The organism is Caulobacter sp. UNC279MFTsu5.1, assembly GCF_900114015.1.
Classification (GTDB): domain Bacteria; phylum Pseudomonadota; class Alphaproteobacteria; order Caulobacterales; family Caulobacteraceae; genus Caulobacter.
Genome location: NZ_FORN01000036.1, coordinates 36,153 through 61,768, shown reverse-complemented (window position 1 = coordinate 61,768; position 25,616 = coordinate 36,153). Strand labels below are relative to the sequence as shown.

Here is a 25,616-nt window from a genome sequence, read left to right as displayed (position 1 = left end):
CGGGAAGGCTTGTCCGTCGTGTCCCACAAGGACGTTCCAGGTCGGTTCGGAGCAGGTTCGCCTTGGTCGCGACGAAACTCCGGCGCCGGGGATAGACGGATCGAGCCAGCAGGCCTGGGCTGAAATCGCCCAGGCGGTCCGGGGCGCGCCAACGCCCCGCCCGTCGGGGGCCTCCATCGGAGCGGGTTAAAAATCCGCGATCCGAAGGCTTCCGGATAACGGCTCCACGCGAAGCGCCTGCACTTCGTCGAAACGGTACTCAAAACTGCAATCATCCGGGCGAGGCCCGGGCGCTTCGCACCCTTCCCATCAAGCTCGCAGCTTTGGCGCGAGATCACACCCACTTGCTCCCACCTGACCGCTGCGCGGTCTGTCCGCCCCCGTAGGGGGCGGAGCCTTCGCGCCGCGCCAGCCAAGGCGCTCTTCCCCCTCTGGGGGAAGACGGTCGCGCAGCGACCCGTAGGGGGCAAGCGGCGTGAGCCGCCGCCCGTCCACCCAATCCGCCCACCTAACTTATCATTGTTCCCTTAGGTTCGAACGGGTGTTTGCATCGTGCTCCAGCCTGTGCTTTCTCCTAAGGAAACGCGCTCGGTCAGCGAAGCGCGATCACATACCGGGAGAGTAACGATGACCCAGGCCGCCTCCGCTTCCATCGGCGCGCCCGCCCCCTCGATCCCCTGGCCCGCCATGTCGGTGAAGCAGGCCTACGCTCTGATCACCGCCCCCGGCTCGCCCGGCGAGATGGAGGAGATCGAGATTCGCGGCGTGAAGACCCGGGTCTGGAAGCACTGCCCGCCGACCCTGCGCGACACCCTGCTGGTCGGCCGCACGCACGGCGACAGGATCTTCCTGGTTCACGAGGACGAGCGGGTCAGTTTCGAGGCCTTCTACCGCGCGGTGACGGTGTTCGCCGCCGAGCTGGAGGCGGCGGGGGTGAAGAAGGGCGACCGGGTCGCCCTGGTCATGCGCAACCTGCCCGAATGGCCGGTGGCCTTCTATGCCGGCCTGACGCTGGGCGCGATCCTGACGCCGCTGAACGCCTGGTGGACCGGCCAGGAGCTGGAATACGGCCTGGTCGACAGCGGCGCCTCGGTGGCGGTGATGGACGTCGAGCGCTTCGAGCGCCTGGCCGAGCATTTCGACAATTGCCCCGAGCTGAAGCGGGTCTATGTCAGCCGTTCGAAGGAAGAGATCGCCCACCCCTACGTCAAGCGGCTGGAGGGCGTGATCGGCTGTCCCAACGACTGGATCAAGCTGGACGAGAAGCCGCTGGCGACCGTCGAACTGGGTCCCGAGGACGACGCGACGATCTTCTACACCTCCGGCACCACCGGCAAGCCGAAGGGGGCCCTGGGCACCCATCGCAATGTCAACAGCAACATCTTCGCCACCGCCGCGGCGGGGGCCCGCAGCTACCTGCGGCGCGGCGAGATCCCGCCCCAGCCCGATCCCGGCCTGCCACAGAAGGGCTCGCTGATCTCGGTGCCGTTCTTCCACGCCACCGGCTGCTTCGCGGTGATGAACCCCTCGCTGTTCGCCGGCGCCAAGATGGCCATGATCCGCAAGTGGGACCCGGAAAAGGCCATGCAGCTGATCCAGGACGAGAAGCTGACCCAGATGGGCGGCGTGCCGACCATCGCCTGGCAGATCATCGAGCATCCCAGCCGCCCCAACTACGACCTGTCGTCGCTGGAGACCGTGGCCTATGGCGGCGCGCCCTCGGCCCCGGAGCTGGTGCGCAAGATCAAGGAGATCTGGCCCAAATCGCTGCCCGGCAACGGCTGGGGCATGACCGAGACCTCGGCCACCGCCACCAGCAACTCGGCCGAGGACTACGAGAACCGTCCCGACAGCTGCGGTCCGGCCGTGCCGGTCACCGACCTGAAGATCATGACGCTGGAGGCGCCGTACCGCGAGCTGCCGATCGGCGAGGTCGGCGAGCTGTGGTGCAAGGGGCCGCAGGTGGTGAAGGGCTACTGGAACAAGCCCGAGGCCACCGCCCAGACCTTCATCGACGGCTGGGTGCGCACCGGCGACCTGGCGCGGCTGGACGAGGAGGGCTTCTGCTACATCATCGACCGGGCCAAGGACATGCTGATCCGCGGCGGCGAGAACATCTACTGCATCGAGGTCGAGAACGTCCTCTACGACCATCCGGCGGTGATGGACGCGGCCCTGGTCGGCGTGCCGCACAAGACCCTGGGCGAGGAGCCGGCCGCCGTCGTCACCCTCAAGCCGGGCGCCCACGCCGACGAGGCCGAACTGCGCGCCTTCGTCGCTGACCGCCTGGCCGCCTTCAAGGTGCCGGTGAAGGTGATCTTCTGGCCCGAAACCCTGCCGCGCAACGCCAACGGTAAAATCATGAAGAACGAGCTGAAGAAGGTGTTCGTGGAGGGGTGAGCGGCGCAGTGCGTCCTTCGAGGTTCGGCTTCGCCTCGCGCCTTAGGATGAGGACTTCAGCAAGAGTTCCTCATCCCGAGGCGCCCGCGCAGCGGGCCTCGAAGGACGCAACACGCTAGCCGACACTGACCCCCGGCCGCCGCCACGCCCACGGCTGGGCCGCCTCCAGCTCGTAGGCCAGCTCCAACAGCGTCCGCTCGCCCCCGGCCCGGGCGGCGAACTGCACCCCGACCGGCAGGCCGTCGGCCGTCCAGTGCAGCGGCACGCTCATCGACGGCGCGCCGGCCACGTTGTGCAGCGTCGTGTAGCCCACATAGGCGTTCAGCCGCTCGGTCAGGTCGGGGATCGACACGGTCGGCGCCACCCAGCCCAGTGGCGCGGGCGGCTTGCCCAGCACCGGCGACAGAATCACGTCGTAGCGGTCGAACCAGCGGTCATAGGCCCGGGCGTCGGCGTCGAGACGGGCCACCGACTGCGCCAGCCCCCCGGCGGGCAGGCCATGGAGCAGCTCGGCCAGGGCCAGGGTGAACGGCTCCAGCAGGGTTTCGTCGGGCTGTCGGCCGACGGCCTGGGCGACGAACTCGACCAGTTCGCCCGCGGCGCTGGCCCAGACCGCCAGGAAGTCCAGGGCGAAGACCGGGCCGTTCGTCGGCCACTGGGCGGGCTCGACCTGGTGGCCCAGCGACTCCATCAGCCGGGCGGCGGCCTCGGCCCCGGCGCGGACCTCGGGGTCCGGCTGGACCCCCAGCTGGGTCTCGGTGACCAGCCCGACCCGCAGGCGGCGCGAGCCGGGTCCGGTGACCATGCCGACCGCGGGGAGGGGGCCATTGGCCTGCTCGGTGGCGGCGAACAGGGCGGCGCTGTCGCGGACGCTGCGCGACACGCAATGCTCGACCGCCAGGTCCAGGGCCCGCAGCGGCGGCCGGCTGGGCGGCATCCGGTGGCGCGACGGCTTCAGCCCGAACAGGCCGCAGCAGGACGCCGGAATGCGGATCGAGCCGCCGCCGTCATTGGCGTGGGCGAAGGGGACGACGCCGGCCGCGGTCGCCGCCGCCGCCCCGCCGGACGAGCCGCCGCTGCTGCGCTCCAGGTTCCAGGGGTTGCGGGTCGGCGGAAAGGCGACCGGCTCGGTGGTCGGCAGGAAGCCGTATTCCGGCGTCGCCGACTTGCCGATCACCACCAGCCCGGCCCGGTCGAAGGCGTCGCAATAGGCGTCCTGAGCGGCGGCGGGCGGCTGGCCCAGCATGGACCGCGAGCCCGACCGGGTGGGCAGGCCGGCATAGTCGTTGAGGTCCTTGACCAGGAACGGCACGCCGGCGAACGGCGCGGCCTTGTCCGCCTCGCCCTGGTCCAGGCGGCGGGCCTTGTCGAGCGCCCGGTCGAAGTCGGCGGTGACCAGCACGCCGAGGGCGGGATCTAGGGCCTCGGCGTCGCGCACGGCCTTTTCGACCACCTCCACGGCGCCGACCGCGCGGGTTCGGATGCGTTCGGCGATTTCGGTGGCGTCGGGCGTCCAGGACGCTTCCGAAGCGGGTGCGGCGGCGGTCAGGCCATGGCGAGTGTCCATCAGGTTTCCTCGGGCGTCCCGACGTCTCGGGCGCGTCGGTGAACGGCGATCACTGTGAACCGGAAGGCGCGGCGCCCGCAAGTCGTGCTACAGGCGGCCGATGACACGCAAGCGCGCCGACATCCTGCTGGTCGAGACCGGCCTGTTCGACAGCCGGGCCAAGGCCCGCGCCGCCATCGAGGCCGGGGCCGTCAAGGCCGACGGCAAGGTCGTGACAAAGCCTTCGCAGGAACTCGAGACGACGGCCGTGCTGGAAGGCGTCGCCGCCTTCCCGTGGGTCGGGCGCGGCGCCCTGAAGCTGGCGCACGCCCTGGACCTGTGGCCGATCGCCGTCGAGGGCCGGATCGCCCTGGACGTCGGGGCCTCGACCGGCGGCTTCACCGAGGTGCTGCTGTCCAAGGGCGCGGCCAAGGTCTACGCCGTCGATGTCGGGCGCGAGCAGCTGCATCCGCGCATCGCCGCCGATCCGCGCGTGGTCGACCGCTCCGGCGTCGACGCCCGGGTGCTGGACGAGGGCCACCTGGACGACGCGCCCCGCCTGGTGGTCAGCGACGTCAGCTTCATCTCGGTCGAGAAGTGCCTGCCCGTGGCCCTGGCCCTGGCCGCGCCGGGCGCCGACCTGGTCAGCCTGATCAAGCCGCAGTTCGAGGCCGGCCGCGACCGGGTCGGCAAGGGCGGCCTGGTCAAGGACCCGCAGGTCATCGCCGACTGCATCGCCTCGGTCCGCGCCTTCGTCGAGGCGGCGGGCTGGACGGTCAAGGGCGTCGCGCCCAGCCCGATCACCGGTGGCGACGGGCAGGTGGAGCACCTGCTGTGGGCGGTGAAGGGCTAGCTTTTCAACCGCTCATCCCGGCGTTCGCCGGGAAGCGGGGCGAAAAGAAAAAGGCCGCCGACGCGAACGCCGACGGCCTCAAGAAGATCGAATGAGAAACGGGCAGGCTTAATCGACGACCTGGTAGCGGCCCGAGGCGTCCGGGCAGACGCGGACGAAGCGCTTCTGGGTGCGGCCGTCGGGCAGGTAGATCGGGCTTTCGGCCAGGGTGCAGCCGTTGGCGTCGGCCCGGCCGTCGGTCACGCTGTACGAGCGCTCGGACTCGTAGGTGTAGCCGTCGCGGCGGTCATAGTCGCGGTCACGGTCGCCGTAGCGGCTGTCGCGGTAATAGCCGTCGTCCGGACGGTCGTAGCTGTTATAGGCACCCTGGCTGTAGGACGGCGGCGGGGGCGGCGGCGGATTGGCGCCGGGCGAGCAGGCCGCCGAGTTGCGGCCGATGGCCGAACCGGCGATCGCGCCCAGCACGCCGCCCAGCACAGCGCCTTCGGTGCGGGCGCCCTTGGCGGCCACGCCGCTGCCGATCGCCGCGCCGATGCCGGCTCCGGCCAGGCCGCCGCCCGTGCCGCGCTGCGTCGTGCTGCGGCGGCAGGGATCGTAGTAATAGCCGTTGCTGTCATAGTTGCCGCCGCCGTACGCGCCGGCGTTGCCATAGGCGCCATAGGCCTGGGCCGAGGCCATCGTCGGAGCCAGCGCGCCGGCGAGGGCGGCCGCGGCGGCGACGCCGAGAACGGTCTTGAACATCATGAGAAACTCCTCCGACCGGGGCCGCCGAGAGTCGGACCCACCTTACGATCTAAACTGCCAAGCCCTTGATGAACGGCTGTTGAGCGACCCGTTCATCTTCGTTCACGCGCATTCGCTCGGAATACGCTATGAGCATCCGAAATCTTGTCCGTGCCGATCGTGGCGCGGGCATGGCGGGCGTCGTCCCGAAAAATCATCACAGAGAATGGCCGAGCCCCGGTGAAGGTTCCGCCAGACGAATTGGACTGTCCATGCGTGAATTGAGGATCCAGGCGGTCGGCGCCCAGGGCGACGGCATCGCCGAGGGCTCTTTCGTCCCCCTGACCCTGCCCGGCGAGCGGATCACCGCCGAAATGACCGGCAACCGCGGCGAACTGGTCGAGGTGCTGGAGCCCAGCCCGGATCGCGTGATTCCGCCATGCCCGCACTTCGGCGTCTGCGGCGGCTGCGCCTTCCAGCACTGGGACGCGGCGCCCTATCTGGAGTGGAAGCGCGAGCAGGTGCGGTTCCAACTGGCCCGCGAGGGGCTGGAGACCGAGGTGCTGCCGACCTTCGCCTCGCCGCCGGCCTCGCGCCGCCGCGTCGCCCTGCATGCCCGGGGCGGCAAGGGCGGCGCGCGGCTGGGCTTCAAGGAGCGCCGCTCGTGGAACCTGGCGCGGATCGAGACCTGCCCGGTGTCGCATCCGAAGCTGGTAGCGGCCTTTCCTGCCCTGGCCCGCCTGGCCGCGCCGTTCCTGGAGCATCCCAAGTCGGCCCCGACCCTGCACGTCACCCTGACCGCCACGGGCCTGGACATCGACGTCACCGGCGTCGAGGCCAAGAGCGGCGGGCTGTCGGCCGACGCCCGGGTCCGCGCCGCGATGATCGCCGGCGAGCACGACTTCGCCCGGGTCACCATGGCCGGCGAGATGATCTACATGGCCCGCCAGCCGATGGTGAAGCTGGGCCCGGCCGTCGTCTCCCTGCCGGCCGGCAGCTTCCTGCAGGCCGTGCCCCAGGCCGAGAAGGCCATGGTCGAGTTCGCGGTCGAGGCGGCCCAGGGCGCGTCGCGGATCGTCGACCTGTTCAGCGGCGTCGGCACCTTCACCTTCCGCCTGGCGCAGATCGGCGGGGTCTACGCCGCCGACAGCTCCGCCCCCGCCATCGCGGCCCTGAAGGGGGCGCTGGGCACGGCTTCGGGTCTCAAGGCGATCACCGCCGAGGCCCGCGACCTGACCCGCCGGCCGGTGCTTTCGACCGAGCTGAACAGGGTCGATGTCGCCGTGCTCGACCCGCCTCGGGCCGGGGCCTTCGAGCAGCATGTCGAGATCGCCAAGTCCAAGGTGGCCCGCGTGGTCGGCGTTTCGTGCAACCCGGCCACCTTCGCCCGAGACGCCAAGGTGCTGACCGAGGCCGGCTTCCGCCTGGAGCGGGTCTTGCCGGTGGACCAGTTCCTGTGGTCGCCCCATATTGAGCTGGTCGGCGTGTTTTCGCGCTAGGACGAGTCCTCTCCTCGGGAGGGGCCGTCTGGGAGACGGTCATGGACGAGCGATCCGCCAAGCCGGGCGAGCCCCGGGAAACCCTCCCCAAGAGCCGTGGCGCGTTCGCCCTGGACGGCGCCGGCCAGCGGGCCAGGGCGGCGGTCAAGGCCGCCTGGTGGACCGCCGCCGGCGGCGTCACCCGCGCCCTGGCCCAGCCGACGCGCGGCGAGGCCAAGACCCGGTTCGAGCCCCAAGGGCCGCCGGTCTCGGCCGCCCGGCTGCGCAGGGCCTATCTGACCGCTTTCGACAAGGACGCCGCCGACGTCGCCGCCGGTCTCTATCCGCCGACCGGGGACGGGCCGCGCAATCCCGCCGACGCCTTTCGGGAAGCCCTGGACGTCATCGCCGACGCCCGGGCCGTCGACCAGCGCCGCCGCCGCGGAGACGGGGTCGAGGTGCGCGAGGCGCCGGGCACCGAGGGCTATCCCAACTATTACCGGCAGAACTTCCACTACCAGTCGGGCGGCTGGTTCACCGACGCCAGCGCCCGCCGCTACGAGGCCCAGGTCGAGGCGCTGTTCTCCGGGGCGGCCGGGGCCATGCGCCGTCGGGCCTTGTCGCTGCTGGCCCGCCACTGGCGCGGCAAGGACCAGCGGGGCCTACGGATCATCGACCTGGCCTGCGGCTCCGGCGCCTTCCTGGCCGACCTGGGCGCGGCCTTTCCCCGCGCCGCCATCGCGGGGCTGGACCTGTCGCGCGCCTATCTGGCCGCCGCCCGCAGCCGTTCGGGCCGGGGCGGGGTGCAGGCCAACGCCGAGCGGCTGCCGTTCGCCGACGCCAGCCTGGATGCGGTGACCTGCGTCTACCTGTTCCACGAACTGCCGCCGCGCGTGCGGCCGGTGGTGGCCGCCGAGATCGCCCGGGTGCTCAAGCCCGGCGGCGTTCTGGCCTTCGCCGATTCGGTGCAGCCCCTCGACGAGCCCGACCTGTCGCGGCTGCTGGAGGCCTTCCCGGCCTATTTCCACGAGCCCTATTATTCGACCTACGCCCAGACCGACCTGCCGGCCCTGTTCGGCGCGGCGGGGCTAAGCGTGGCCGGACAGGACCAGGCCTTCCTGACCAAGGCGCTGCTGCTGGAAAAGGCCCGGTGATCAAGCTTGTGATCAACCGGCTCATGGCCATTGCCTAGCGCGGCGGGCTCCTGTATTCGAACCGACCTCTTCGCCGACGCAGCTTGCGTTGACCCGGATGGCCCGGTGGCGGAGTGGTGACGCAGCGGATTGCAAATCCGTGCACCCCGGTTCGATTCCGGGCCGGGCCTCCACCTTTCTTTCCTTTGTGATTAGAGCGGATCGGCGTTCAGCCGCACTCCCCAACGAGTCCGTCATTCTCGCCCTTGTGGCGAGAATCTCTGGTTCAGCCGACGGAGAAATGCCTTGGCGCGCCGGCGCGCCACACTCCCGCACTTGCGGTGGATAGAGGGGTTCCCGCCACAAGGGCGGGAATGACGGATCAAAAGGAGGGCTTGGGTGATACCGAGCCGCCCAAGAGAGCTAAGGGGTCCGCTTTACCCCTTCAACAGGGCCCTCAACTGCTCCAGGCCCCGCTCGGGCGGGCCGCCGTAGCCGATCGGCTCGACGAAGCGACCCTTGGCGTCGAACAGGTAGATCGCCGAGGAATGGTCCAGCGTGTAGCCGCCGCCGTCGGTCGCCACCTTCTGGTAGTAGACGCGATAGGCCTTGGCGGTCCTGGCGATGGCGTCCGGCGTACCGGTGAAGCCCTGGATGCGGCGGTCGAAGTTCGACAGGTACAGCTTCAGCTGCTCGGGCGTGTCGCGTTCCGGATCGACCGAGACGAAGACGACGTTCAGCCTGTCGGCGTCCGGCCCCAGCGCCTTCAGCCAGGCGGTCATCTCGGCCATGGTGGTCGGGCAGACCTCGGGGCAATAGGTGAAGCCGAAGAAGATCGCCGTCGGCTTGCCCAGCAGGGTCTTCTCGGTGACCGGCCGGCCGTTCATGTCGACCAGCTGGAACGGGCCTCCGATCTGGATCGTCGAACCCGGGCTGCTTGGGGCGGCGGGCCTGTCGCAAGCGGCGAGGGGCGCGCAGGCCAGCGCCAGGGCGACCGTCGCGGTTTTCCAGGGCTTCATCAGTGATGCTCCATCGACATGCCGGTCATGGCCGGCATGGGAGCCGTCTTGACCGGCGCGGTCACGGTGACCGGAGCGGCGGACTTGAAGCGCAGGGTCAGGGCGACCTTGGCGCCGGGCGTCAGGGCGATCTTCGGCCCGATCAGCATCAGGTGTTCGGCGCCGGGCTTGAGCGCGACGGGCTTGCCGGCCGGCAGGGCGACGCCGTCGGCCAGCTTGCGCATGCGCATCACCCCGCCGTCCATCGACATGGTGTGGACCTCGGCGCGGGCGGCGGCGGCGGTCTCGACGGCGACCAGGCGGTCGTCGGCGCCGGCGGTCAGGGTGAGGTAGCAGCCGCCGGCCAGGGCACCCCTGGGCGCGGCGCGGCACCAGGCGTCGGCGACTTGGATGGCCGGCGGTTTCGGGGCGGCGGCGGCGAGCGACGGGATCGCGAAGGCGGCGACGGCGAGGGCGGCAAGGAAGGGCTTCATGGTCAGGGTCCTATGGCGAGAGGCGGGGATCAGAACGACACGGTGACGCCGCCGAACACCGAGCGGCCGTCGCCCGGCCAGACGGCGGCCGTGGCCGGGGTCCAGGTCGTGGCCGCCTGGACGTTGGAGGCATAGGCCTTGTCGGCCAGGTTGCGGGCGTCGAGGAACAGCGCGATCCGGTCGCTCAGCGTCCAGCCGGCGTTGAGGTTGAGGATGGCGTAGGACGGGGCGGCCTTGGTGTTCCTGTAGTCGATCCACGGGTCGGTCGCCGACCACTCCACCGACGGGGCCACGAACCAGCCGCGGGCGTCGTCGTAGCGCAGCTCGGCGCGGTAGAAGGATTTGGGTACGATCGGCAGGCGGTTGTCGCCGTACTGGGCGTCGCCGTCGAAGCGGAAGTCCGACAGGGTCCAGCTCTGGCGCAGCCGCCAACGCGGAGCCAGCTTCCAGTCCAGCGCCGCCTCGATACCCTGGTGCACGGTCTTGTCGGCGTTGAAGGTCGAGGCCGGGTGCTGGCTGTCGACCGCGAACTGCAGCAGCTCGTGCTGGAGATGGGCGCGGTAGAGCGTGACGTCGTAGGTGAACGGCCCGCGATGGCCGCGCGCTCCGACCTCGCCCGTCCAGGCCTCCTGGGCCTGCACCGGGGCGAAGCCGACATTGGTCGGCGACAGGGCGCCGAAGTTGGGCGGCTCGACCGAGCGGGTGACGTTGGCGAAGAGCTGCGAGCCGTCGTCTCCCTGCCACAGCAGGCCCATGCGCGGCGAGACCCAGGCGTAGTCCTTGCCGGCGGCCAGGTTGAAGGTAGTGGCGACGCCGGGGACGGCGAAGCTCTGGTAGTCGCGCTTGGCGGTTCCCCAGGTCAGGCCGCCGACCAGGGCCAGATGCCGGGTGGCGAAGACCCGGCCCTCTGCGAAGACGTCGGCCGCCTTGGCGTTCTGCCGGGACAGCGACTGCAGGGCGCCGCGCGCGCCCCTGAGGTTGGTGTAGAAGGCCGAGTCCAGGTCGCCCTGGCGGTACCAGGCGCCCAGATAGGCGTCGGCCTTCAGCCCGCCCAGCACGCCCTCCCAGTCCAGCCGCCCGAAGGCGCCGTAGTTGCGGCTCTGCTGGTCGATGACCTGGAAGATCGGGTGGTCCAGGTCCTTCCACACCGCATAGATCGCGCCCTCGAACACGGTGTGGTCGCCCAGCCGCCAGGACGTGCGCAGCGAGCCGCGCAGGCCGCGCTGGTTGCGGCCCTGGTCGTTGGCGGCGCTGGCGGCGGCCGTCTGGCGCGGATTGGCGGCGAACTGGGCCAGGGTCAGGGAGCCGGGGATCTCCTGGTTGACGTTGGAGCCGTTGACCACGAAGCGCACCTCGCGGTCCTGGCCGAAGCCGCGGCCGATGTTCAGGGAGCCGAACTGGAGGTTCTGCTGGCTCTGCGAGCGCCAGCCCTGGCCGGTCTGGTTGGTGGCGGCGGCGTAGACGTCCCAGTCGCCCGACTGGCGGGCCAGGGCGAGGTGCTCGCGCAGCAGGCCGTAGGAGCCGCCGTCGATACGGACCTGTTCCTGGAAGCCGGCGTCCTTGCCGGTCGGCGTGACCATGTTGATCGCCCCGCCCAGCAGGGCGCCGCCGAAGCGCAGGGCGTTGCCGCCGCGATAGACCTCGGTGAAGCGGGTGTTGAGCGGGTCGGCCACCTGGCTGTCGCCATAGCCGTCGGCCTCGTTCAGCGGCACGCCGTCCTGGGCCAGCAGCAGGCCGCGATTGTGGCTGGCGTTGCCGATGCCCGAGCCTCGGATCGACAGGCGCACGTCGCCGCCCCACTTGCGCTGGGCGTAGACCCCGGGCGCGTCGCGCAGCATGTCGTCCAGCGCCAGGGCCTGGCGACTGGCGTAGGATTCCTGGGAGATCACCGAGACGCCGCCGGGCGTTTCGGACAGCCGCCGGCGCGCGGCGGCGACCACGGGCGGGTCTTCCGGATCGGGGCGGGCGGTGACGATGACGGAACTGACTTCGCGGGCGGCTTGATCGTCGTCCGGGGCGGCGAAGGCGGAAACGGGCAGGGCGAAGAGGGCGGCCGTTGAGGCCAGCAGAAGGGACTTCATGCGATCCGGGTCCTTGGGCGCGCGGCGGGGCGCGGCCGTGGGCAAGCTGAACTGGGCGAGGGGCGCGTGCGAGAACAGCGACCGGACGGAGTCCGGGCGCGGCGCGCGCGAGCGGATCCGGCCGTAGGACGGCCGGACGCTAGATCAGCAGGCTGGGAGGACCTCGGGCCGGTAATGGCGGCGCGGCCAGGCCGCGCCCTGGGACCGGATCGACCGCGCGCGTCACGGCCGTCGGTCGATAGGCGACGAACTCGACCTGGGCGACCGCCAGCGGGCTGGGCGGCGGGGCCGTCGCGCCCTGGCTGGCGAACGGGCAGGGCGCGTCGTGGCCCGGCTTTTCGGCGGGGGTCTTGTCGTGATGGTCCAGGGCGTCGCCAGGCTGGACGACCAGCGGGCCCTGGCCGGTGCAGAGGACCAGCGCGAACGGCAGGCCGTTCTTCGGCTCGGCCTGGGTCATGAAGCCCGCGGGCACCATGACCTTCAGGGCGAGCGCCAGGATCGCGAGCGCCAAGAAGACGCCGCGTGTCCAGGTCCGGCCAAGGCTTGGCGAGCGAGTCACGCGCCGGCTTTATCGCAAGCGATCGGACAAGGCTACTAAGGGGTGATCCTGACCATCACCACGCCATGTGACGGGACGGGCTCAGCGGGCCGCCTCGTCATCTTGCTAGTTGAGCCGGGGCTTCTTCAGCAGGGCGTTGCGATCGACCGAGCGGATCTCGACCTCGAAGACGTCCTGCTCGCGCTGGATCCGCAGCGGGACCGTGACGCCGGCGGGGCCCTGGTCCCACAGGGCGGTATAGAACTCGGCCAGGTCGGAAACCTCGTCGCCGGCCACGGCCAGGATCAGGTCGCCGGCGCGCAGCTCGGCCCGCGCGGCCGGGCTGGCGGGCGACACGCCGACCAGCACGACGTGGGATTCGGTCTCCTGGGCGAAGACGCCCAGCCAGGGGCGGGGCGGATGGGCGGGCTTGCCGCGCGCCAGGTCGTCCAGGATCGGCGGCAGCAGCTCGGCGGGCACGAACATGTTCATCGGCTTGGCGCGGCCGTCGGGCGATTGTCCCGCCAGGCTCAGCGAGCCGACGCCGACCAGTTCGCCCTGAGCGCCGATCAGGGCCGCGCCGCTCCAGTGCGGGTGGGCCGGCTCGGTGATGATCGCCTCGTCCAGCAGATATTCCCAATAGCCGGCGAAGGGCATGCGGGTCAGGACCCGGCCGGCGGCGGCGTGGGCGCGTCCGCCGGCCCCGGCGATGACGACCGGGCTGCCGGCGTCCAGGACCTTCGAGGCGCCCAGGCGCAGGGCCGGCAGGCCGAGGGGCTCGAGCGCCTGCACCAGGCCCAGCCCCGTCTGGCCGTCGAAGCCCAGCACGTGGGCCTGGACCTGCCGGCCGTCGTTCAGCGTCAGCACGACCTGGCTGGCCTCGGTGATCAGATAGGCCATGGTCAGCACCAGGCCGTTCTCGCTGATCACCACGCCGTTGCCCAGCCGCTCGGTTCCCAGGATCCGGGCGGTGAAGGCGTCGGCCGGAACCTGGGCCTCCAGGGCGACCACCGAGGACAGTGCGCGATCGAGGTCGAAGGGGTAGGCGCTGGCGGCGGGGCGCAGCCGCGCCTCGACCTCGTGCCCTTGGAACGGTGAAGGCAAGTCGATCTCCTACAGGAGACTCAAATCTGGGGCCGGACGGCGCGGGAACAAGGGGGGGAGAGCCACGCACGGCCTTGAATGTCGATCCGCTCTAAGCCGCCAGGGCGGGAGGATCCGCGGGGCGTTCTTGGCGGCCGCGGCGCCAGCGGCTGGGCGTCTGGCCGACTAATCCGCCGAAGGTCCGGCAGAAATGGGCCTGGTCCGAGAAGCCGCAGGCCAGGGCGATCTGGGCCAGGGTGTCCCGCGTGCTCAGCATCAGCTGCTTGGCCCGGGCGACGCGCCGCTCGATGATGTAGCTCTTGGCGGATTGGCCGAAGGTTTCCTTGAAGGCGTGCGAGAAGTAGCTGGGGCTCAGGCGGACCGCCGCGGCCACGTCGCGGACCTGCAGGTTGCGGTCGCGGTTCTGGTCGATGAAGGCGGTCGCGGTGCGCACCTGCCAGGGCGCCAGCTTGCCGGTCTGCGGCTCGCGGGTCAGGCGCCGGACCTCGGCCTCCAGCAGCTGGCTCGCGCGATGCACCAGCGCCCGCGCCGTGTCGGGATCGCGGTCGAAGGCGCGCGAGGCGTCGGTGACCAGGCGCGCCAGGATCAGGGTCTGGTCACGGGGCAGGGTGGAGGTCTGGGTCGCGTCCGAGGAAGTCATGTCCAGCTCGCCGCCTCTTTTCCGAAACCTTCCGCGCAGGGTCGCGTCAGGTTCAGTTTCGATTCTGCTAGCATTGGTTGCGCCGCGCCGCAATGGCGCAGGCTAAAGACCAGCTGTAGTCAAGCTTCTAGGCGTCCGGAATTGCGCGATGTCTTGTCGTTTTGCGCAACTGTCGGGATGCTTCTCCTGGGGGAGACCAAGGTTATTTGAGTCTTGGGTGATGTTTTCAGCAATCAATGATGGTTGTGACCGAGGGCTTGGATCGAGCGCCGCCGCCCCGCGAATCCGCGAAGCGGCGGCTCCGTCTTTGATCAGGCGTCGCCGTCGGCGATGTCGGCCAGGAGGCCGTTGATCGGTTCCTCGTTGAAACTGGTGACGTTGTGGCCCGTGTCGATCACGCCGACCTTGGCGACGTGCGGCGCTTCGACTTCGGGTTTTTCGTCCTTGTCTTCCGGCTTGGTGGTCATGGGAGCCTCCCGATGCGAGGGCCGGACGCCCTTCGCCCGACGCGCCTCGCGGCGAGCTTGGCACGAACCCGCGCGGCTGTCAGCGAAAGCGATTGCGATGCGCGTACAGCGGGACGAGGCGCCTCGAAACCGCTCGATCCCGTCGGGTCACGGACATTTGCGTTCTTGAATTGTTCTCTTTGGCGGTTCATGATCGAGCCATGGTCGCTCCCGCCAATCTTCCCGGTCACCCGCCTTCTAGCGCGCGGGGGCGCGGGGCTAAGTCCAATCGCACCGGCCGCTTCGAATCCCAGGTCAACGAAGCCTTCGACGACGGCTGGGGCGAGGAGGAGGAGCCGGCCCAGATCGCCACCACCCTGCAGCCGATGAAGTCGCGGACCATCATCGCCCGCAACGACAGTCCCGACGTCGGCTTCGAGAGCTCGATCAATCCCTATCGCGGCTGCAGCCATGGCTGCATCTACTGCTACGCCCGGCCGGCCCATACCTATCTGGGCCATTCGGCGGGCCTGGACTTCGAGACGAAGATCTATTTCAAGCCCGAGGCCGGCAAGCTCCTGGAGCGTGAACTCTCCAAGCCCAGATACGTCCCCAAGGTCATCCATATCGGCGGCGACACCGATCCCTACCAGCCCGACGAGCGCAGGCTGCGGGTGACACGGGCGGTGATCGAGACCCTGGCGCGGTTCCGTCACCCGTTCTCGATCATCACCAAGTCGAACCTGATCACCCGCGATCTCGATATCCTGGGGCCGATGGGGCGGGCGGGGCTAGTGCGGGCGGCGGTGTCAATCACCAGCCTGGACCACCGGCTGTCGCGCAGCATGGAGCCGCGCGCCGCCACCCCCAAGCGCCGCCTCGACGCGCTGCGCCAGCTGACGGCGGCCGGCGTGCCGACCACGGTGATGTTCGCCCCGTCCATTCCGTCGCTGAACGACCACGAGATGGAGGCGGTGCTCGAGGCCGCCGCCGCCGCCGGGGCGACCACGGCCGGCTATGTGGCCGTGCGCCTGCCGTTGGAGATCAAGGACCTGTTCGAGGAATGGCTGGCGGCCGAGCATCCCGACCGCGCCCGGCGGGTGATGTCCCTGGTCCGCCAGATGCGCGGCGGGGCGGCCTACAGCACCGAATGGGGCAAGCGAATGACCGGCGAGGGGCCGGTGGCCGAGGTGATGAGCCAGCGCTTCAGGCTGGCGCGGACCCGGTTCGGCCTCGACCGCAAGCTGGCGCCGCTGGATCTTTCCCAGTTCGCCGTGCCGCCCAAGGCGGGGGATCAGTTGTCGCTGTTCTAGGGCGTGTTCTCGGCGGAGTTGGCCGTCAGGCGCAGGCCGTCGGTGTCGATCGCGACGCCAAGGTCCGAATAGTCGGCAAGGGCCGGGTGGACCGTCGCGAACGGATGGCGGTGCGTTGCGGTGATCACGACCACGTCGGCGCCGGCCGCTTCGCCGGCGAGCAGGCCGGCCGGAGCGTCCTCGAACACCAGGCAGGCGTCGGCCGTCATGCCGAGGCGCTGGGCCGCCAGGGCGTAGCCGTCCGGCGCGGGCTTGCCGCGCGACACGTCTTCGGCGGTGACCAGCACGGCGGGGATCGGCAGGCCGGCGGCCTCCATTCGCCGCAGGGCCAGTTCGCGCTGGGCGGAGGTGACGATGGCCCAGCGGTCCGCGGGCAGGGCGCGCAGGAAAGCCTCGGCGCCCGGGATCGGGATCACGCCCTCCACGTCGGCGACCTCGGCCCGCAGGATCGCCTCGGTCTCACCAGCGAGGTCGATGTCCGCCAGGTTCTGGCGGCGGATCGTCTCTTCGGCCCGCACCCCGTGGATGGTCGGCAGGAAGGCCTCGACGTCCAGGCCGTGGCGCAGGGCCCAGTCGCCCCAGACCCGTTCGGCCACGGCGATGGAGTCGAGCACGGTGCCGTCCATGTCGAACAGGAACGCGGCGTAAGCCTTATCGGGGGTCTTGGTCGGGGTCATGGGCCGCCGTATGCCACGCTTCGGGCCGCTAAGTCTCGGCTTGACCTGCGCCGCGCCGGATCGGAAGCAAGGCCCATGATCACCGTCGTCCTGCCCACCCGCGACAGCGCCGCCCGCCTGGTGCACGTCCTGCCCCTGCTGGTGCCCGCCGCCGTCGACGGCCTGGTCAAGGCGGTGGTGTTCGCCGACGCCGGCTCGACGGACGCCACCCTGGCCATCGCCGAGGACAGCGGGGCGCGGGTGGTCGCGGCGACGGGCGACGCCGGGGCGCGCTTGGCGGCCGGCTGCGCGGCGGCCCGGAGCGCCTGGATCCTGGCGCTGGGCGAGGACCTGGTCCTGCCGGAAGCCTGGCGCACGCCGGTCGAGGCCCACCTGGCGGGCGGCGGCGGCAAGCCGGCCTGGATCGGGGAGAAGGGGCTGTTCGGCCTAGCCGGCCGTCCCCTGGCCGTGCTGGCCTCCCGCGACGCCTTTGAGGCGGCCGGCGGCTTCAAGCCGGGCGGCGATCCGTTGAAGGCGCTGCTGGGGCGCGTGAAGCCGAGGGCCGTGCGGCTGCGGGTTTGAGTTCGCTCTTCAAAATACGCTCGTCATTCCGGGCGGGCCTCGCGCCCGGAATCCCTCCTTCCACAGCAAGTGCGGGAGGGGGTGCTGGCGAACCGCTTGCGCTTCACATGCGAACTGAACCTGGGGTTCTGGGCGCAAAGCCCGGAATGACGAATGAAGGGGGTAACTTACGCCCCTGAGCGGACGTTGGGAGCGTCCGCTCTCGGGCGGACAACTTGCAGGGCGATACTTAGAGCGACCTATCAGATCGACCATTCTGGGATAGATTGACCTCGCTAGAGCCTTGGCTTGTCTCCAATGGTCTCCTTGGAACTCGATAGGTCAGACAGGCGTTCGCTGTGGCCAGCGAAAATGCTCAGCCAACAGATCGGACGTCAGCGTGCCGAAGAAGATCGATGCGGGCGGCGAACTCGGGCCTTCCGCCTACGAACACCTCGTCCGATCCGTCATCGACTATGCGATCTATATGATCGATTTGGAAGGCCGGGTCGCAAGCTGGAACGCCGGCGCCGAGCGCATCAAAGGTTACGCAGCCGATGAGATCATCGGCGACCATTTTTCCCGCTTCTATACGCCTGAGGACTTGGAGGCCGGTGTACCGCAACAAGCCCTCAAGACGGCGGCCTCAGAAGGTCGCTTCGTGGCGGAGGGCTGGCGACTTCGCAAGGACGGCAGTCGATTCTGGGCGATGGTCGTGATCGACGCCATTCGCGTTGACGGCGAGTTGATCGGCTTCGCGAAGATCACGCGCGATATCACCGAGCAACAAGAAGCCGCGCGCGCGGCGCTTGAGACAGAGCGTCGATTCAGGCTGCTCGTGCAGGGCGTAACCGACTACGCGATCTATATGCTCGACCCGCGCGGCGTGGTCTCCAACTGGAACACGGGCGCTCAGCAGATCAAGGGGTACACGGCCGACGAGATCATTGGTCAGCATTTCTCCCGGTTCTACACCCCTGAAGATGTCGAAGCCCGAGTGCCTTGGAAGGCGCTGGAGACGGCGACCAAAGAAGGCCGCTTCACCGCAGAGGGGTGGCGGCAGCGGAAGGACGGCGCTCGATTCTGGGCCAGCGTGGTTATCGATGCAATCCGAGACGACGATGGCCAGTTGATTGGCTTCGCGAAGGTCACACGGGACCTGACCGAACGGCGCGAGGCGCAGCTTGAGCTTGAACATTCGCAGCAGGCGCTGTTTCAAGCACAAAAGATGGAGGCGGTCGGCCAACTCACCGGCGGGCTGGCGCACGACTTCAATAACTTGCTGACCGGCATCACCGGCAGTCTGGACGTCATGCGCGCGCGCCTCGCGCAAGGCCGCATCAACGAGCTCGAACGCTACATAACGGCGGCCCAAGGCGCCGCCTCGCGCGCCGCCTCGCTCACGCATCGACTCCTTGCCTTCTCGCGTCGGCAGACGCTTGAGCCGAAGGTCGTGGATGCGAACCGCCTGATAGCCGGCATGGAGGATTTGATCGGGCGCACCGTCGGCCCCGCCATCTCGCTGGAGGTGGTCGCCGCGGTCAGCCTGTGGCCCTGCCACTGCGATCCCAATCAGCTCGAGAGCGCCATCCTCAACCTCTGCATCAACGCGCGCGACGCGATGCGGGACGGGGGGCGCATCACAATTGAGACCGCCAACACCTGGATCGATCAAGCTGGAGCGATCGAGCGCGACATGCCGTGCGGACAGTACGTCGCTGTCAGCGTGACCGACAATGGTTGCGGCATGGCGCCGGACGTGCTGTCGCGCGCGCTAGACCCGTTCTACACCACCAAGCCTATTGGCCAGGGCACGGGGCTTGGACTGTCGATGGTCTATGGCTTCGCCAAGCAGTCCGGCGGGCAGCTGCGCCTATACTCTGAGGTGGGGTTGGGAACGACGGTCAAAATCTATCTCCCGCGTCACCACGGGAAACCAGATCAGCCTGAAGAAGAGCAGGCGCGGCGCCAACTTCCCCGAGCTGAAGGAAGCGAGACGGTGTTGGTTGTCGATGATGAGCCGACAATCCGGATGCTGATCGGAGACACCCTTAGTGACCTCGGCTACCAAGCCATTGAGGTAGGAGATGCAGCATCCGGCCTGAAGGTCTTGGATTCAGATGCGGAGATCGACCTAGTCATCACTGATGTCGGCCTGCCGGGCGGCATGAATGGCAAGCAGATGGCGGACATTGCACGCACAAAGCGACCCGGCCTGAAGGTCCTCTTCATCACTGGCTATGCTGAGAACGCGGCTGTGTCGAACGGTCACCTTGAACCTGGGATGCAGGTGATGAGCAAGCCGTTCGCGATGGATCAACTCGCAGCGCGCATCCGATCCATCATTACAAGCGCCTAGGGCTACGCCAGAAAGTGCTTGGGCAATGCGTCGGCCTCCGACCAACGGTCGTTTCTCTAAGCAGCGAGTGTCCGCTCCAGCAGACGTTTGAAAGGTCCGCTGACGGAAAGCCCTAGCAGAGCGCCCGCTGTGTCACAGCCTACTGATCCAGCCGGAAATCGATCACCCGCGCGCCGCTGGCCACGGCGTCCAGGGTCTTGGTCTCCGCGCCCATCAGCTTGCGATAGGTCCAGTACGAGGCCATGACCTTTTCGACATAGTTGCGGGTTTCCTGGGCCGGCAGGCTCTCGATCAGCAGCAGGGGGTCGCAGTCGGCGCCGCCCAGCTGGGCCTGGGTCTTGATCAGGGTGCCCGGGCCGCCGTTGTAGGCGGCGACGGCGCGGAACAGGTCGGGGCTCTGCAGGCCGCGGTCCATCAACCAGGTGAAATAGTCCTGGCCGACCCGCAGGTTGAAGCTGGGGTCGAGCAGCGGGCTGGTGTCGGCCAGCAGCTTGTCGTCGCCGGCGGCGCGGGCGGCGGCCACCGGCATCAGCTGCATCAGGCCCACCGCCCCGGCGCCCGACATGGCGTAGGGGTCGAAGCGGCTTTCCTGGCGCACCAGGGCGTAGACCATGGCCTTGTCGATGGTGAAGCCGCCCTTGGGCTCCAGCGGGGGCAGGGGATAGTCCTCGCCGCCGACCCGCTTGACCGCGCGCCCGGCGTTCAGCGGGGCCTTCTCGTTGAGAGCCAGGGCCAGGTCGGTCCAGTCGCCCCGGGCCTTGGGATCGTCGCTGGCCAGGGACAAGCCGGCGCGCAGTTCCTGGCCGGCCTCGGCCCAGCGGCCGATCTGGGCCAGGGCGGCGGCGCGGCGGGCGCGGGGATCGGCGGCCAGCAGGCGGGCCAGGGAGGCGGTGTCGGGCCCTTCGTAGGAGACCTTGGTCAGCAGGGCGGCGATCGGGTCGTCCTGGGCCAGGGCCTGGCCGGCCAAGGCCAGCTGGCGGGCGGCGATCATGCCGTAGAAGGTGTTGGGGGCGCGGGCGGCCTGGCCGAGCAGGTCCTCGACGTCGCGCGACTGGCCGCCCGAGGCCGCCGAGCGCGCGGCCCAGAAGGCCGCGGCCGAGCGCAGCCATTCGTCCTGGCCCTCATCGTTGGCGACGCGCTCGAAATAGGTCCGCGCCTGGGCGAAGGACTGCAGGCGGAAGGCGGCCAGGCCGGCGATCCAGGGCTCGCCCGCGGCCTGGGCCAGGGTCAGGGCCTTCTTCACGTCGCCGGAATAATAGGCCTCGCGGGCGGCGCGGGCCCGGTCGGCCGGGGCGGGAGTCTTGGCGCCGGCCACGAACAGGGCCGGGACCTTCGGGGCGGGGACGCGGGCCGGCTTGCGCTTGACGGCCAGGGCGTAGACCCGCTCGGCGCCGGCCTGGTCGCCATAGGACGCCAGCCAGCCGGTCAGCTCGTCGTAGCTGGCCGCGTGGGCGGTCGGGTGCATGATCCTGGCGAAGTCCAGCGCGCCCCGCAGACTCTTGTCGCGGGCGTTGGCCTGGGCGGCTTCGGCGGCGTCGAAATCACCGTGGTCGGCGGCGGCGAAGGCGGCGCGGTAGAAGCGGGCGTCGGCTTCGGACAGCGGCTCGAGCGCCGAGGCGCGGACGCTCGTGGCGGCGCCGAAAGCGGCCGCGAAGCACAGTACGAAGGCCGAGAGGACGGCCAGAGGGCGAGCCAAAAGCTGCAATGCGTTTTGCGCGCCCTTGCCCCGATGGGGCTCCCCGACGCGTCCCGTGTCCAACTGGTCGCCCGAATCTCTAATTGGGACGCTCGGGGCGATCAAGCCTCTCGCTGAGCATAAGCATGTCGGCCCAGGCCTTCTTCTTGGCCGCCGGCTGGCGCAGCAGGAACGCCGGATGCAAGGTGGGCAAGGCTGGAAGCTCGGTCTGACCGTCGCTGGAGGTCCATTCGAACCATCGTCCGCGCAGCGACAATATGCCTTCCTCGCGCTTGAGCATGCTCTTGGCCGAGGCGCCGCCGACCAGCAGCAGGATCTTGGGCTGGACCAGCGCGACCGCCCGTTCCAGGAACGGCGCGCAGGTCGCCTGCTCCTGCGGGGTGGGCGTGCGGTTGCCCGGCGGGCGCCAGAAGACGGTGTTGGTCACGAAGGCGCGGTCGAGCACCCCGGCGGCCTTCAGCATGCGGTCCAACAGCTGGCCGGCCCGACCCACGAACGGCGCGCCCTGCAGATCCTCGTCGGCGCCGGGCGCCTCGCCGATGATCATCAGCGGCGCGTCGGCCGGCCCGCGCGAGACCACGGCTTGGCGGGCGCCCTGGGTCTTCAGCGGGCAGCCGTCGAATGCGGCGATGGCGGCGGCCAGGGCGGGCAGGTCGACGCATGCGGCGGCCAGGGCCTTGGCCTCGGCGACGGCGGCGCCCAGGTCGGGGCCGCGTCCGAAGGCCGGCGCCGCGACGGGGGCGACGGCGACCGGGGCGGGGGCCTCCCTGCGGGCCCGCAGCAGGGCCGCGCCCTCGGCCAGGCGGTCGATCGGATCGTCCGCGTACGACGCCTCCACGCCCGCATCGGCCCAGAAGGCGAGCAGGCTTTCGACGGCGCGCGGATCGACATCAGAGGCCATGGGGCGTTCCATCCGCTTCTCTTAGTACGAAGTTTCGCCGGTCGCCACGCCGGGGCCGCGCTGCATCGCAGCAAAACAGTCGTTTATTCTTGACCACCCCGGCGTCACGTCGGGATAAGCTTCGACTCAAACAGCAAGAACGCGGGCAGCGTGCGCCCGGGCGGGAGATGTTATGGGCGAAGAGCTCGAACGCGAGTCGATGGAATATGACGTCGTCATCGTCGGCGGCGGCCCGGCGGGCCTTTCGGCCGCCATCCGGCTCAAGCAACTGGCGGCCAAGGCCGGGACCGAGGTCTCGGTGGCGGTGCTGGAAAAGGGCTCGGAAGTCGGCGCCCACATCCTGTCGGGCGCGGTGATCGATCCCGAGGGTCTGGCCGAGCTGTTCCCCGACTGGAAGGACCGCGGCGCGCCGCTGGAGACCCCGGTCAAGACCGACCGCTTCCGGCTGCTGGGTCCGCAAGGCGACCTCAGCCTGCCGATGTTCGCCATGCCGCCGTTCATGCACAACCACGGCTGCTACATCGCCTCGCTGGGCAACGTCTCGCGCTGGCTGGCGACCCAGGCCGAGGCGCTGGGCGTCGAAATCTATCCGGGCTTCGCCGCCTCGGACCTGGTCTGGAACGCGGACGGCTCGGTGAAGGGCGTCGTGGTCGGCGTCGTCGGCGTGGCCAAGGACGGCCACCACAAGCCCGACTACAACCCCGGCATGGAGCTGCACGGCAAGTACGTGTTCATCGCCGAGGGCGTGCGCGGCTCGCTGGCCAAGCAGCTGATCACCAGGTTCGACCTGTCGGCCGGCAAGTCGCCGCAGAAGTTCGGCATCGGCATCAAGGAGCTGTGGCAGGTGCCGCCCGAGAAGCACCAACCGGGCCTAGTCGAGCACACCACCGGCTGGCCGCTGGACAACCAGACCGGCGGCGGCAGCTTCATGTACCACTTCGGGGACAACTACGTGTCCATCGGCTACGTGGTGCACCTGAACTACAAGAATCCCTGGCTGTCGCCGTTCGACGAGTTCCAGCGCTTCAAGCATCATCCGGCGGTCAAGCCGCACCTGGAGGGCGGCAAGCGCATCGCCTACGGCGCGCGGGCCATCACCGAGGGCGGTTATCAGTCGGTGCCGAAACTGACCTTCCCGGGCGGCGTGCTGATCGGCTGCTCGGCCGGCTTCGTCAACGTGCCGCGCATCAAGGGCAGCCACAACGCGGTCAAGACCGGCATGCTGGCCGCCGAGGCCGCGTTCGAGGCCCTGGCCGCCGGCCGCGCCGGCGACGAGCTGGTCGCCTACCAGGATCTCTACGAGAAATCCTGGGTGGCCAAGGAGCTGAAGGTCGTCCGCAACGCCAAGCCGCTGATCGGCAAGCTGGGCACGGCCCTGGGCGGCGCGGTCAGCATGTTCGACATGTGGTGCGCGCACCTGTTTGGCGGCTTCTCGTTCTTCGGCACGATGAAGCACGAGAAAACCGATGCCGAGTCGACGGGCCTGGCCAAGGACTACAAGCCGCTGGTCTATCCCAAACCCGACGGCGTGATCAGCTTCGACAAGCTAAGCTCGGTGTTCATCTCGGCCACCAACCACGAGGAAGACCAGCCGGCCCACCTGAAGCTGAAGGACCCGACGATTCCGATCGCGGTGAACCTGCCCAAGTACGGCGAGCCGGCCCGGCTCTACTGCCCGGCGGGCGTCTACGAGGTGCTCTATAACGAGCAGGGGACCGATCCGCGCTTCCAGATCAACGCCCAGAACTGCGTCCATTGCAAAACCTGCGACATCAAGGACCCGTCGCAGAACATCGTCTGGACCACGCCCGAAGGCGGCGGCGGGCCGAACTATCCGAACATGTAGCAAGGCGGATCCGCGGGCGCGGTTCGGGCTTTCGGGCCGCGCCTTTCGCTTGCGATGCGCGTGGAAACCGATGAGGGTGCGGGCATGACGCGCACCAAGCTTCTCCTCGTCCTGCTCTCGGCCTCGACCCTGACCGCCTGCGCCGCCGCCAAGCCTGGCCCCGACCTGCGCGGCGAGCTGGCCATGGGATCCGCCTGGGGCTCCAGCCGCTCGGCCTACGGCCAGTTCCTGGCCGGCCAGGCGGCGCTGCAGAACGGCTCGAACGCCCAGGCCTCGACCTATTTCGACGAGGCGCGCCAGCTGGACGAGGACCCCGGCGTCCTGGCCGACCGCGCCTTCACCGCCGCCTTGCTGGCCGGCGACGTGCCGCGCGCCGCCGCCATCGCCCCGCGCGGGACCGACGCCAACGAGCAGGTGCGCCGCCTGGGCGTCCTGACCCGGGTGGTCGAGCTGATGGCCGACGGCAAGGGCCGCGACGCCCAGACCCTGCTGAAGACCGAGACCCTGGGCTTCCCCCATCGCCCCGCCGCCGTGCTGCTGGCGCCCTGGCTGGCCGCCGCGGCGGGCGACGCCAACGGCGCGGTGGTGCGTCCGGAGCTGCAGGGCGACCGGTTCGTGCAGTATTTCGGCCAGCTGAGCCAGGCGCGGCTCTACGAGCGCGCCAAGCGCTATGACGAGGCCGAGACCGACTACAAGGCGCTGATGGCGATCGAGAACGCCCGGGCGCTGTTCATCGAGGACTACGGCGCGTTCCTGGAGCGCCGCAAGCGCCAGGCCGAGGCCGTGGCGCTGTACGATCAGGCCCTGGCCCGCGATCCGGACGACCAGGGCCTGCAGAGGGCCCGGGCCCGGGCCGCCGCGCGCGGTCCCGCGCCGGCCATGCCCACCGACAAGCAGGGCGCGGCCCACATGCTGGTCGCCTGCGCCGCCAGCTTCGCCAGCGAGCGCCAGAGCCAGTTCGGCCTGGCCTATCTGCGCCTGGCCCTGCGGCTGGACCCCAAGCGCGACGACGCCTGGCTGCTGGTCGGCGACCTGCTGGCCCAGGACGACGACGCCGCAGGGGCCCGCGAGGCCTACGCCAAGGTGGCGCCGACCTCGACCCGCTACGTGGCGGCCCAGTCGAAGCTGGCCTGGAGCTTCCAGACCGCCGGCGACAAGGACAAGGCCGTCGCCCTGGCCCAGCAGGCCGCCGCCGCCGCTCCCAAGGACCGCGACGCCCAGATCACCTACGCCGACCTGCTGCGGGCCAACGAGCGCTGGGCCGAATCGGCCGCCGCCCTGGATCCGCTGATCACCGGCGAGGGCGACAAGCCCGACTGGCGTCTGCTCTACATGCGCGGCATCGCCCTGGAGCGGGCGGGCCGCTGGGACGACGCCGAACGCGACCTGCTGACGGCGGTCAAACTCAGCCCGGACGAGCCCGACCTGCTGAACTATCTGGGCTATTCCTGGATCGATCGCGGCGTGCATCTGCCCGAGGCCATCGCCATGGTCCAGAAGGCGGTCGACGCGCGACCGCAGTCGGGCGCCATGCTCGACTCCCTGGGCTGGGGCTACTACCGCCAGGGCGACTACAAGACCGCCGTGGCCAAGCTGGAGCAGGCCGTCGAGCTGGAGCCGGGCGATCCGGACGTCAACGGCCACCTGGGCGACGCCTATTGGCGGGTGGGGCGGCAGATCGAAGCCCGCTTCCAGTGGCGGCGGGTGCTCAGCCTGGAGCCGGACGCCAAGCAGAAGGCCGAGGCCGAGGCCAAGCTGAAGGACGGCCTGGGTCCGAACGGTCCGGCGGCCTCGACCTCGGTGGTCAAGGCGGGGTAGGGGGCTCTTCGCTCCAGTCCCCCTGCAAGGGT

At 69.9% G+C, this 25,616-nt stretch carries 21 protein-coding genes and 1 tRNA gene; 10 read left to right on the top strand and 12 right to left on the bottom strand.

Annotated features, from left to right (window positions below; genetic code table 11):
- Positions 1 to 627: 627 nt before the first annotated feature.
- Positions 628 to 2,400: a class I adenylate-forming enzyme family protein gene (locus BM066_RS18395; protein WP_089929863.1), complete on the top strand. Its 1,773-nt coding sequence runs from the start codon at positions 628 to 630 to the stop codon at positions 2,398 to 2,400.
- A gap of 115 nt (positions 2,401 to 2,515) precedes the next feature.
- Here the strand turns inward: BM066_RS18395 and BM066_RS18390 are convergent, their stop codons facing one another.
- Positions 2,516 to 3,967 carry an amidase gene (locus BM066_RS18390; RefSeq protein ID WP_089929862.1) on the bottom strand — a complete coding sequence of 484 codons (1,452 nt, stop codon included), beginning with the start codon at positions 3,965 to 3,967 and terminating at the stop codon, positions 2,516 to 2,518.
- Between the two features lie 100 nt (positions 3,968 to 4,067).
- Here BM066_RS18390 and BM066_RS18385 point away from each other — a divergent pair, with 100 nt between their 5' ends.
- Positions 4,068 to 4,799: a TlyA family RNA methyltransferase gene (locus BM066_RS18385; protein WP_089929861.1), complete on the top strand. Its 732-nt coding sequence runs from the start codon at positions 4,068 to 4,070 to the stop codon at positions 4,797 to 4,799.
- Positions 4,800 to 4,907: 108 nt separating this feature from the next.
- Here BM066_RS18385 and BM066_RS26685 read toward each other — a convergent pair whose 3' ends face one another.
- Positions 4,908 to 5,543, bottom strand: coding sequence for a hypothetical protein (locus BM066_RS26685; RefSeq protein WP_089929860.1), 636 nt, complete (start codon positions 5,541 to 5,543; stop codon positions 4,908 to 4,910).
- Between the two features lie 251 nt (positions 5,544 to 5,794).
- Here BM066_RS26685 and BM066_RS18375 point away from each other — a divergent pair, with 251 nt between their 5' ends.
- The 3 genes from BM066_RS18375 (at position 5,795) to BM066_RS18365 (ending at position 8,327) form a co-directional block, all read left to right on the top strand.
- Positions 5,795 to 7,021: a class I SAM-dependent RNA methyltransferase gene (locus BM066_RS18375; RefSeq protein ID WP_089929859.1), complete on the top strand. Its 1,227-nt coding sequence runs from the start codon at positions 5,795 to 5,797 to the stop codon at positions 7,019 to 7,021.
- Positions 7,022 to 7,062: 41 nt separating this feature from the next.
- Complete coding sequence (locus BM066_RS18370) at positions 7,063 to 8,154, top strand: class I SAM-dependent methyltransferase (RefSeq protein ID WP_089929858.1); 1,092 nt, start codon at positions 7,063 to 7,065, stop codon at positions 8,152 to 8,154.
- A 99-nt stretch (positions 8,155 to 8,253) separates the two neighbouring features.
- Positions 8,254 to 8,327: transfer RNA gene (locus BM066_RS18365), tRNA-Cys, on the top strand.
- A 243-nt stretch (positions 8,328 to 8,570) separates the two neighbouring features.
- Here the strand turns inward: BM066_RS18365 and BM066_RS18360 are convergent.
- The 7 genes from BM066_RS18360 to BM066_RS18330 all read right to left on the bottom strand — a co-directional run bounded on the left by BM066_RS18360 (position 8,571) and on the right by BM066_RS18330 (position 14,455).
- A complete protein-coding gene (locus tag BM066_RS18360; RefSeq protein ID WP_089929857.1) occupies positions 8,571 to 9,152 on the bottom strand; it encodes an SCO family protein in 582 nt (193 codons plus the stop codon).
- On the bottom strand, positions 9,152 to 9,625 hold the full coding sequence (locus BM066_RS18355; protein ID WP_089929856.1) for a copper chaperone PCu(A)C: 474 nt from the start codon (positions 9,623 to 9,625) through the stop codon (positions 9,152 to 9,154). Before BM066_RS18355 ends, BM066_RS18360 begins: the two co-directional genes overlap by 1 nt.
- A 29-nt stretch (positions 9,626 to 9,654) precedes the next feature.
- A complete protein-coding gene (locus BM066_RS18350) occupies positions 9,655 to 11,706 on the bottom strand; it encodes a TonB-dependent receptor family protein (protein WP_089929855.1) in 2,052 nt (683 codons plus the stop codon).
- Between the two features lie 139 nt (positions 11,707 to 11,845).
- Positions 11,846 to 12,217: a DUF2946 family protein gene (locus BM066_RS18345; RefSeq protein WP_089929854.1), complete on the bottom strand. Its 372-nt coding sequence runs from the start codon at positions 12,215 to 12,217 to the stop codon at positions 11,846 to 11,848.
- A gap of 153 nt (positions 12,218 to 12,370) precedes the next feature.
- Complete coding sequence (locus BM066_RS18340) at positions 12,371 to 13,348, bottom strand: S1C family serine protease (RefSeq protein ID WP_089929853.1); 978 nt, start codon at positions 13,346 to 13,348, stop codon at positions 12,371 to 12,373.
- Between the two features lie 91 nt (positions 13,349 to 13,439).
- The gene (locus BM066_RS18335; RefSeq protein WP_089929852.1) at positions 13,440 to 13,988 is read right to left on the bottom strand and encodes a helix-turn-helix domain-containing protein; all 549 of its coding nucleotides are present in this window, start codon (positions 13,986 to 13,988) and stop codon (positions 13,440 to 13,442) included.
- 311 nt (positions 13,989 to 14,299) lie between these two features.
- A complete protein-coding gene (locus BM066_RS18330) occupies positions 14,300 to 14,455 on the bottom strand; it encodes a hypothetical protein (protein ID WP_089929851.1) in 156 nt (51 codons plus the stop codon).
- A 200-nt stretch (positions 14,456 to 14,655) separates the two neighbouring features.
- On the opposite strand from BM066_RS18330, the gene BM066_RS18325 reads away from it, so the two are divergent.
- Positions 14,656 to 15,747: a PA0069 family radical SAM protein gene (locus BM066_RS18325; protein WP_089929850.1), complete on the top strand. Its 1,092-nt coding sequence runs from the start codon at positions 14,656 to 14,658 to the stop codon at positions 15,745 to 15,747.
- Here BM066_RS18325 and BM066_RS18320 read toward each other — a convergent pair.
- The gene (locus BM066_RS18320; protein ID WP_089929849.1) at positions 15,744 to 16,424 is read right to left on the bottom strand and encodes an HAD-IA family hydrolase; all 681 of its coding nucleotides are present in this window, start codon (positions 16,422 to 16,424) and stop codon (positions 15,744 to 15,746) included. The two genes, BM066_RS18325 and BM066_RS18320, sit on opposite strands and share 4 nt — an antisense overlap.
- Before the next feature lie 75 nt (positions 16,425 to 16,499).
- On the opposite strand from BM066_RS18320, the gene BM066_RS18315 reads away from it, so the two are divergent.
- Both BM066_RS18315 and BM066_RS18310 read left to right on the top strand, forming a co-directional pair.
- Positions 16,500 to 16,985, top strand: coding sequence for a glycosyltransferase (locus BM066_RS18315; RefSeq protein ID WP_089929848.1), 486 nt, complete (start codon positions 16,500 to 16,502; stop codon positions 16,983 to 16,985).
- Positions 16,986 to 17,364: 379 nt separating this feature from the next.
- Complete coding sequence (locus tag BM066_RS18310) at positions 17,365 to 19,323, top strand: hybrid sensor histidine kinase/response regulator (protein WP_218150921.1); 1,959 nt, start codon at positions 17,365 to 17,367, stop codon at positions 19,321 to 19,323.
- A gap of 139 nt (positions 19,324 to 19,462) precedes the next feature.
- On the opposite strand, the gene BM066_RS18305 is transcribed toward BM066_RS18310, so the two are convergent.
- Positions 19,463 to 21,028 carry a lytic transglycosylase domain-containing protein gene (locus BM066_RS18305; RefSeq protein WP_089929847.1) on the bottom strand — a complete coding sequence of 522 codons (1,566 nt, stop codon included), beginning with the start codon at positions 21,026 to 21,028 and terminating at the stop codon, positions 19,463 to 19,465.
- A 70-nt stretch (positions 21,029 to 21,098) separates the two neighbouring features.
- Positions 21,099 to 21,920, bottom strand: coding sequence for a uracil-DNA glycosylase (locus BM066_RS18300; RefSeq protein ID WP_089929846.1), 822 nt, complete (start codon positions 21,918 to 21,920; stop codon positions 21,099 to 21,101).
- A gap of 172 nt (positions 21,921 to 22,092) precedes the next feature.
- On the opposite strand from BM066_RS18300, the gene BM066_RS18295 reads away from it, so the two are divergent.
- Together BM066_RS18295 and BM066_RS18290 are read left to right on the top strand one after the other, a co-directional pair.
- Positions 22,093 to 23,766, top strand: coding sequence for an electron transfer flavoprotein-ubiquinone oxidoreductase (locus tag BM066_RS18295; protein ID WP_089929845.1), 1,674 nt, complete (start codon positions 22,093 to 22,095; stop codon positions 23,764 to 23,766).
- A gap of 84 nt (positions 23,767 to 23,850) precedes the next feature.
- Positions 23,851 to 25,584 (top strand): tetratricopeptide repeat protein, encoded by a 1,734-nt coding sequence (locus BM066_RS18290; RefSeq protein WP_089929844.1) that lies wholly within the window; start codon positions 23,851 to 23,853, stop codon positions 25,582 to 25,584.
- Positions 25,585 to 25,616: the final 32 nt, after the last annotated feature.

Excerpts from the sequence above, each read along its gene's own strand:
- BM066_RS18325 (WP_089929850.1), top strand. The coding sequence starts at position 14,656 with ATGGTCGCTCCCGCCAATCTTCCCGGTCACCCGCCTTCTAGCGCGCGG.
- BM066_RS18300 (WP_089929846.1), bottom strand. The coding sequence starts at position 21,920 with ATGGCCTCTGATGTCGATCCGCGCGCCGTCGAAAGCCTGCTCGCCTTC.
- BM066_RS18315 (WP_089929848.1), top strand. The coding sequence starts at position 16,500 with ATGATCACCGTCGTCCTGCCCACCCGCGACAGCGCCGCCCGCCTGGTG.
- BM066_RS18320 (WP_089929849.1), bottom strand. The coding sequence starts at position 16,424 with ATGACCCCGACCAAGACCCCCGATAAGGCTTACGCCGCGTTCCTGTTC.
- BM066_RS18390 (WP_089929862.1), bottom strand. The coding sequence starts at position 3,967 with ATGGACACTCGCCATGGCCTGACCGCCGCCGCACCCGCTTCGGAAGCG.
- BM066_RS18330 (WP_089929851.1), bottom strand. The coding sequence starts at position 14,455 with ATGACCACCAAGCCGGAAGACAAGGACGAAAAACCCGAAGTCGAAGCG.
- BM066_RS18295 (WP_089929845.1), top strand. The coding sequence starts at position 22,093 with ATGGGCGAAGAGCTCGAACGCGAGTCGATGGAATATGACGTCGTCATC.
- BM066_RS18290 (WP_089929844.1), top strand. The coding sequence starts at position 23,851 with ATGACGCGCACCAAGCTTCTCCTCGTCCTGCTCTCGGCCTCGACCCTG.
- BM066_RS18335 (WP_089929852.1), bottom strand. The coding sequence starts at position 13,988 with ATGACTTCCTCGGACGCGACCCAGACCTCCACCCTGCCCCGTGACCAG.
- BM066_RS18370 (WP_089929858.1), top strand. The coding sequence starts at position 7,063 with ATGGACGAGCGATCCGCCAAGCCGGGCGAGCCCCGGGAAACCCTCCCC.
- BM066_RS26685 (WP_089929860.1), bottom strand. The coding sequence starts at position 5,543 with ATGATGTTCAAGACCGTTCTCGGCGTCGCCGCCGCGGCCGCCCTCGCC.
- BM066_RS18350 (WP_089929855.1), bottom strand. The coding sequence starts at position 11,706 with ATGAAGTCCCTTCTGCTGGCCTCAACGGCCGCCCTCTTCGCCCTGCCC.
- BM066_RS18360 (WP_089929857.1), bottom strand. The coding sequence starts at position 9,152 with ATGAAGCCCTGGAAAACCGCGACGGTCGCCCTGGCGCTGGCCTGCGCG.
- BM066_RS18355 (WP_089929856.1), bottom strand. The coding sequence starts at position 9,625 with ATGAAGCCCTTCCTTGCCGCCCTCGCCGTCGCCGCCTTCGCGATCCCG.
- BM066_RS18385 (WP_089929861.1), top strand. The coding sequence starts at position 4,068 with ATGACACGCAAGCGCGCCGACATCCTGCTGGTCGAGACCGGCCTGTTC.
- BM066_RS18395 (WP_089929863.1), top strand. The coding sequence starts at position 628 with ATGACCCAGGCCGCCTCCGCTTCCATCGGCGCGCCCGCCCCCTCGATC.
- BM066_RS18375 (WP_089929859.1), top strand. The coding sequence starts at position 5,795 with ATGCGTGAATTGAGGATCCAGGCGGTCGGCGCCCAGGGCGACGGCATC.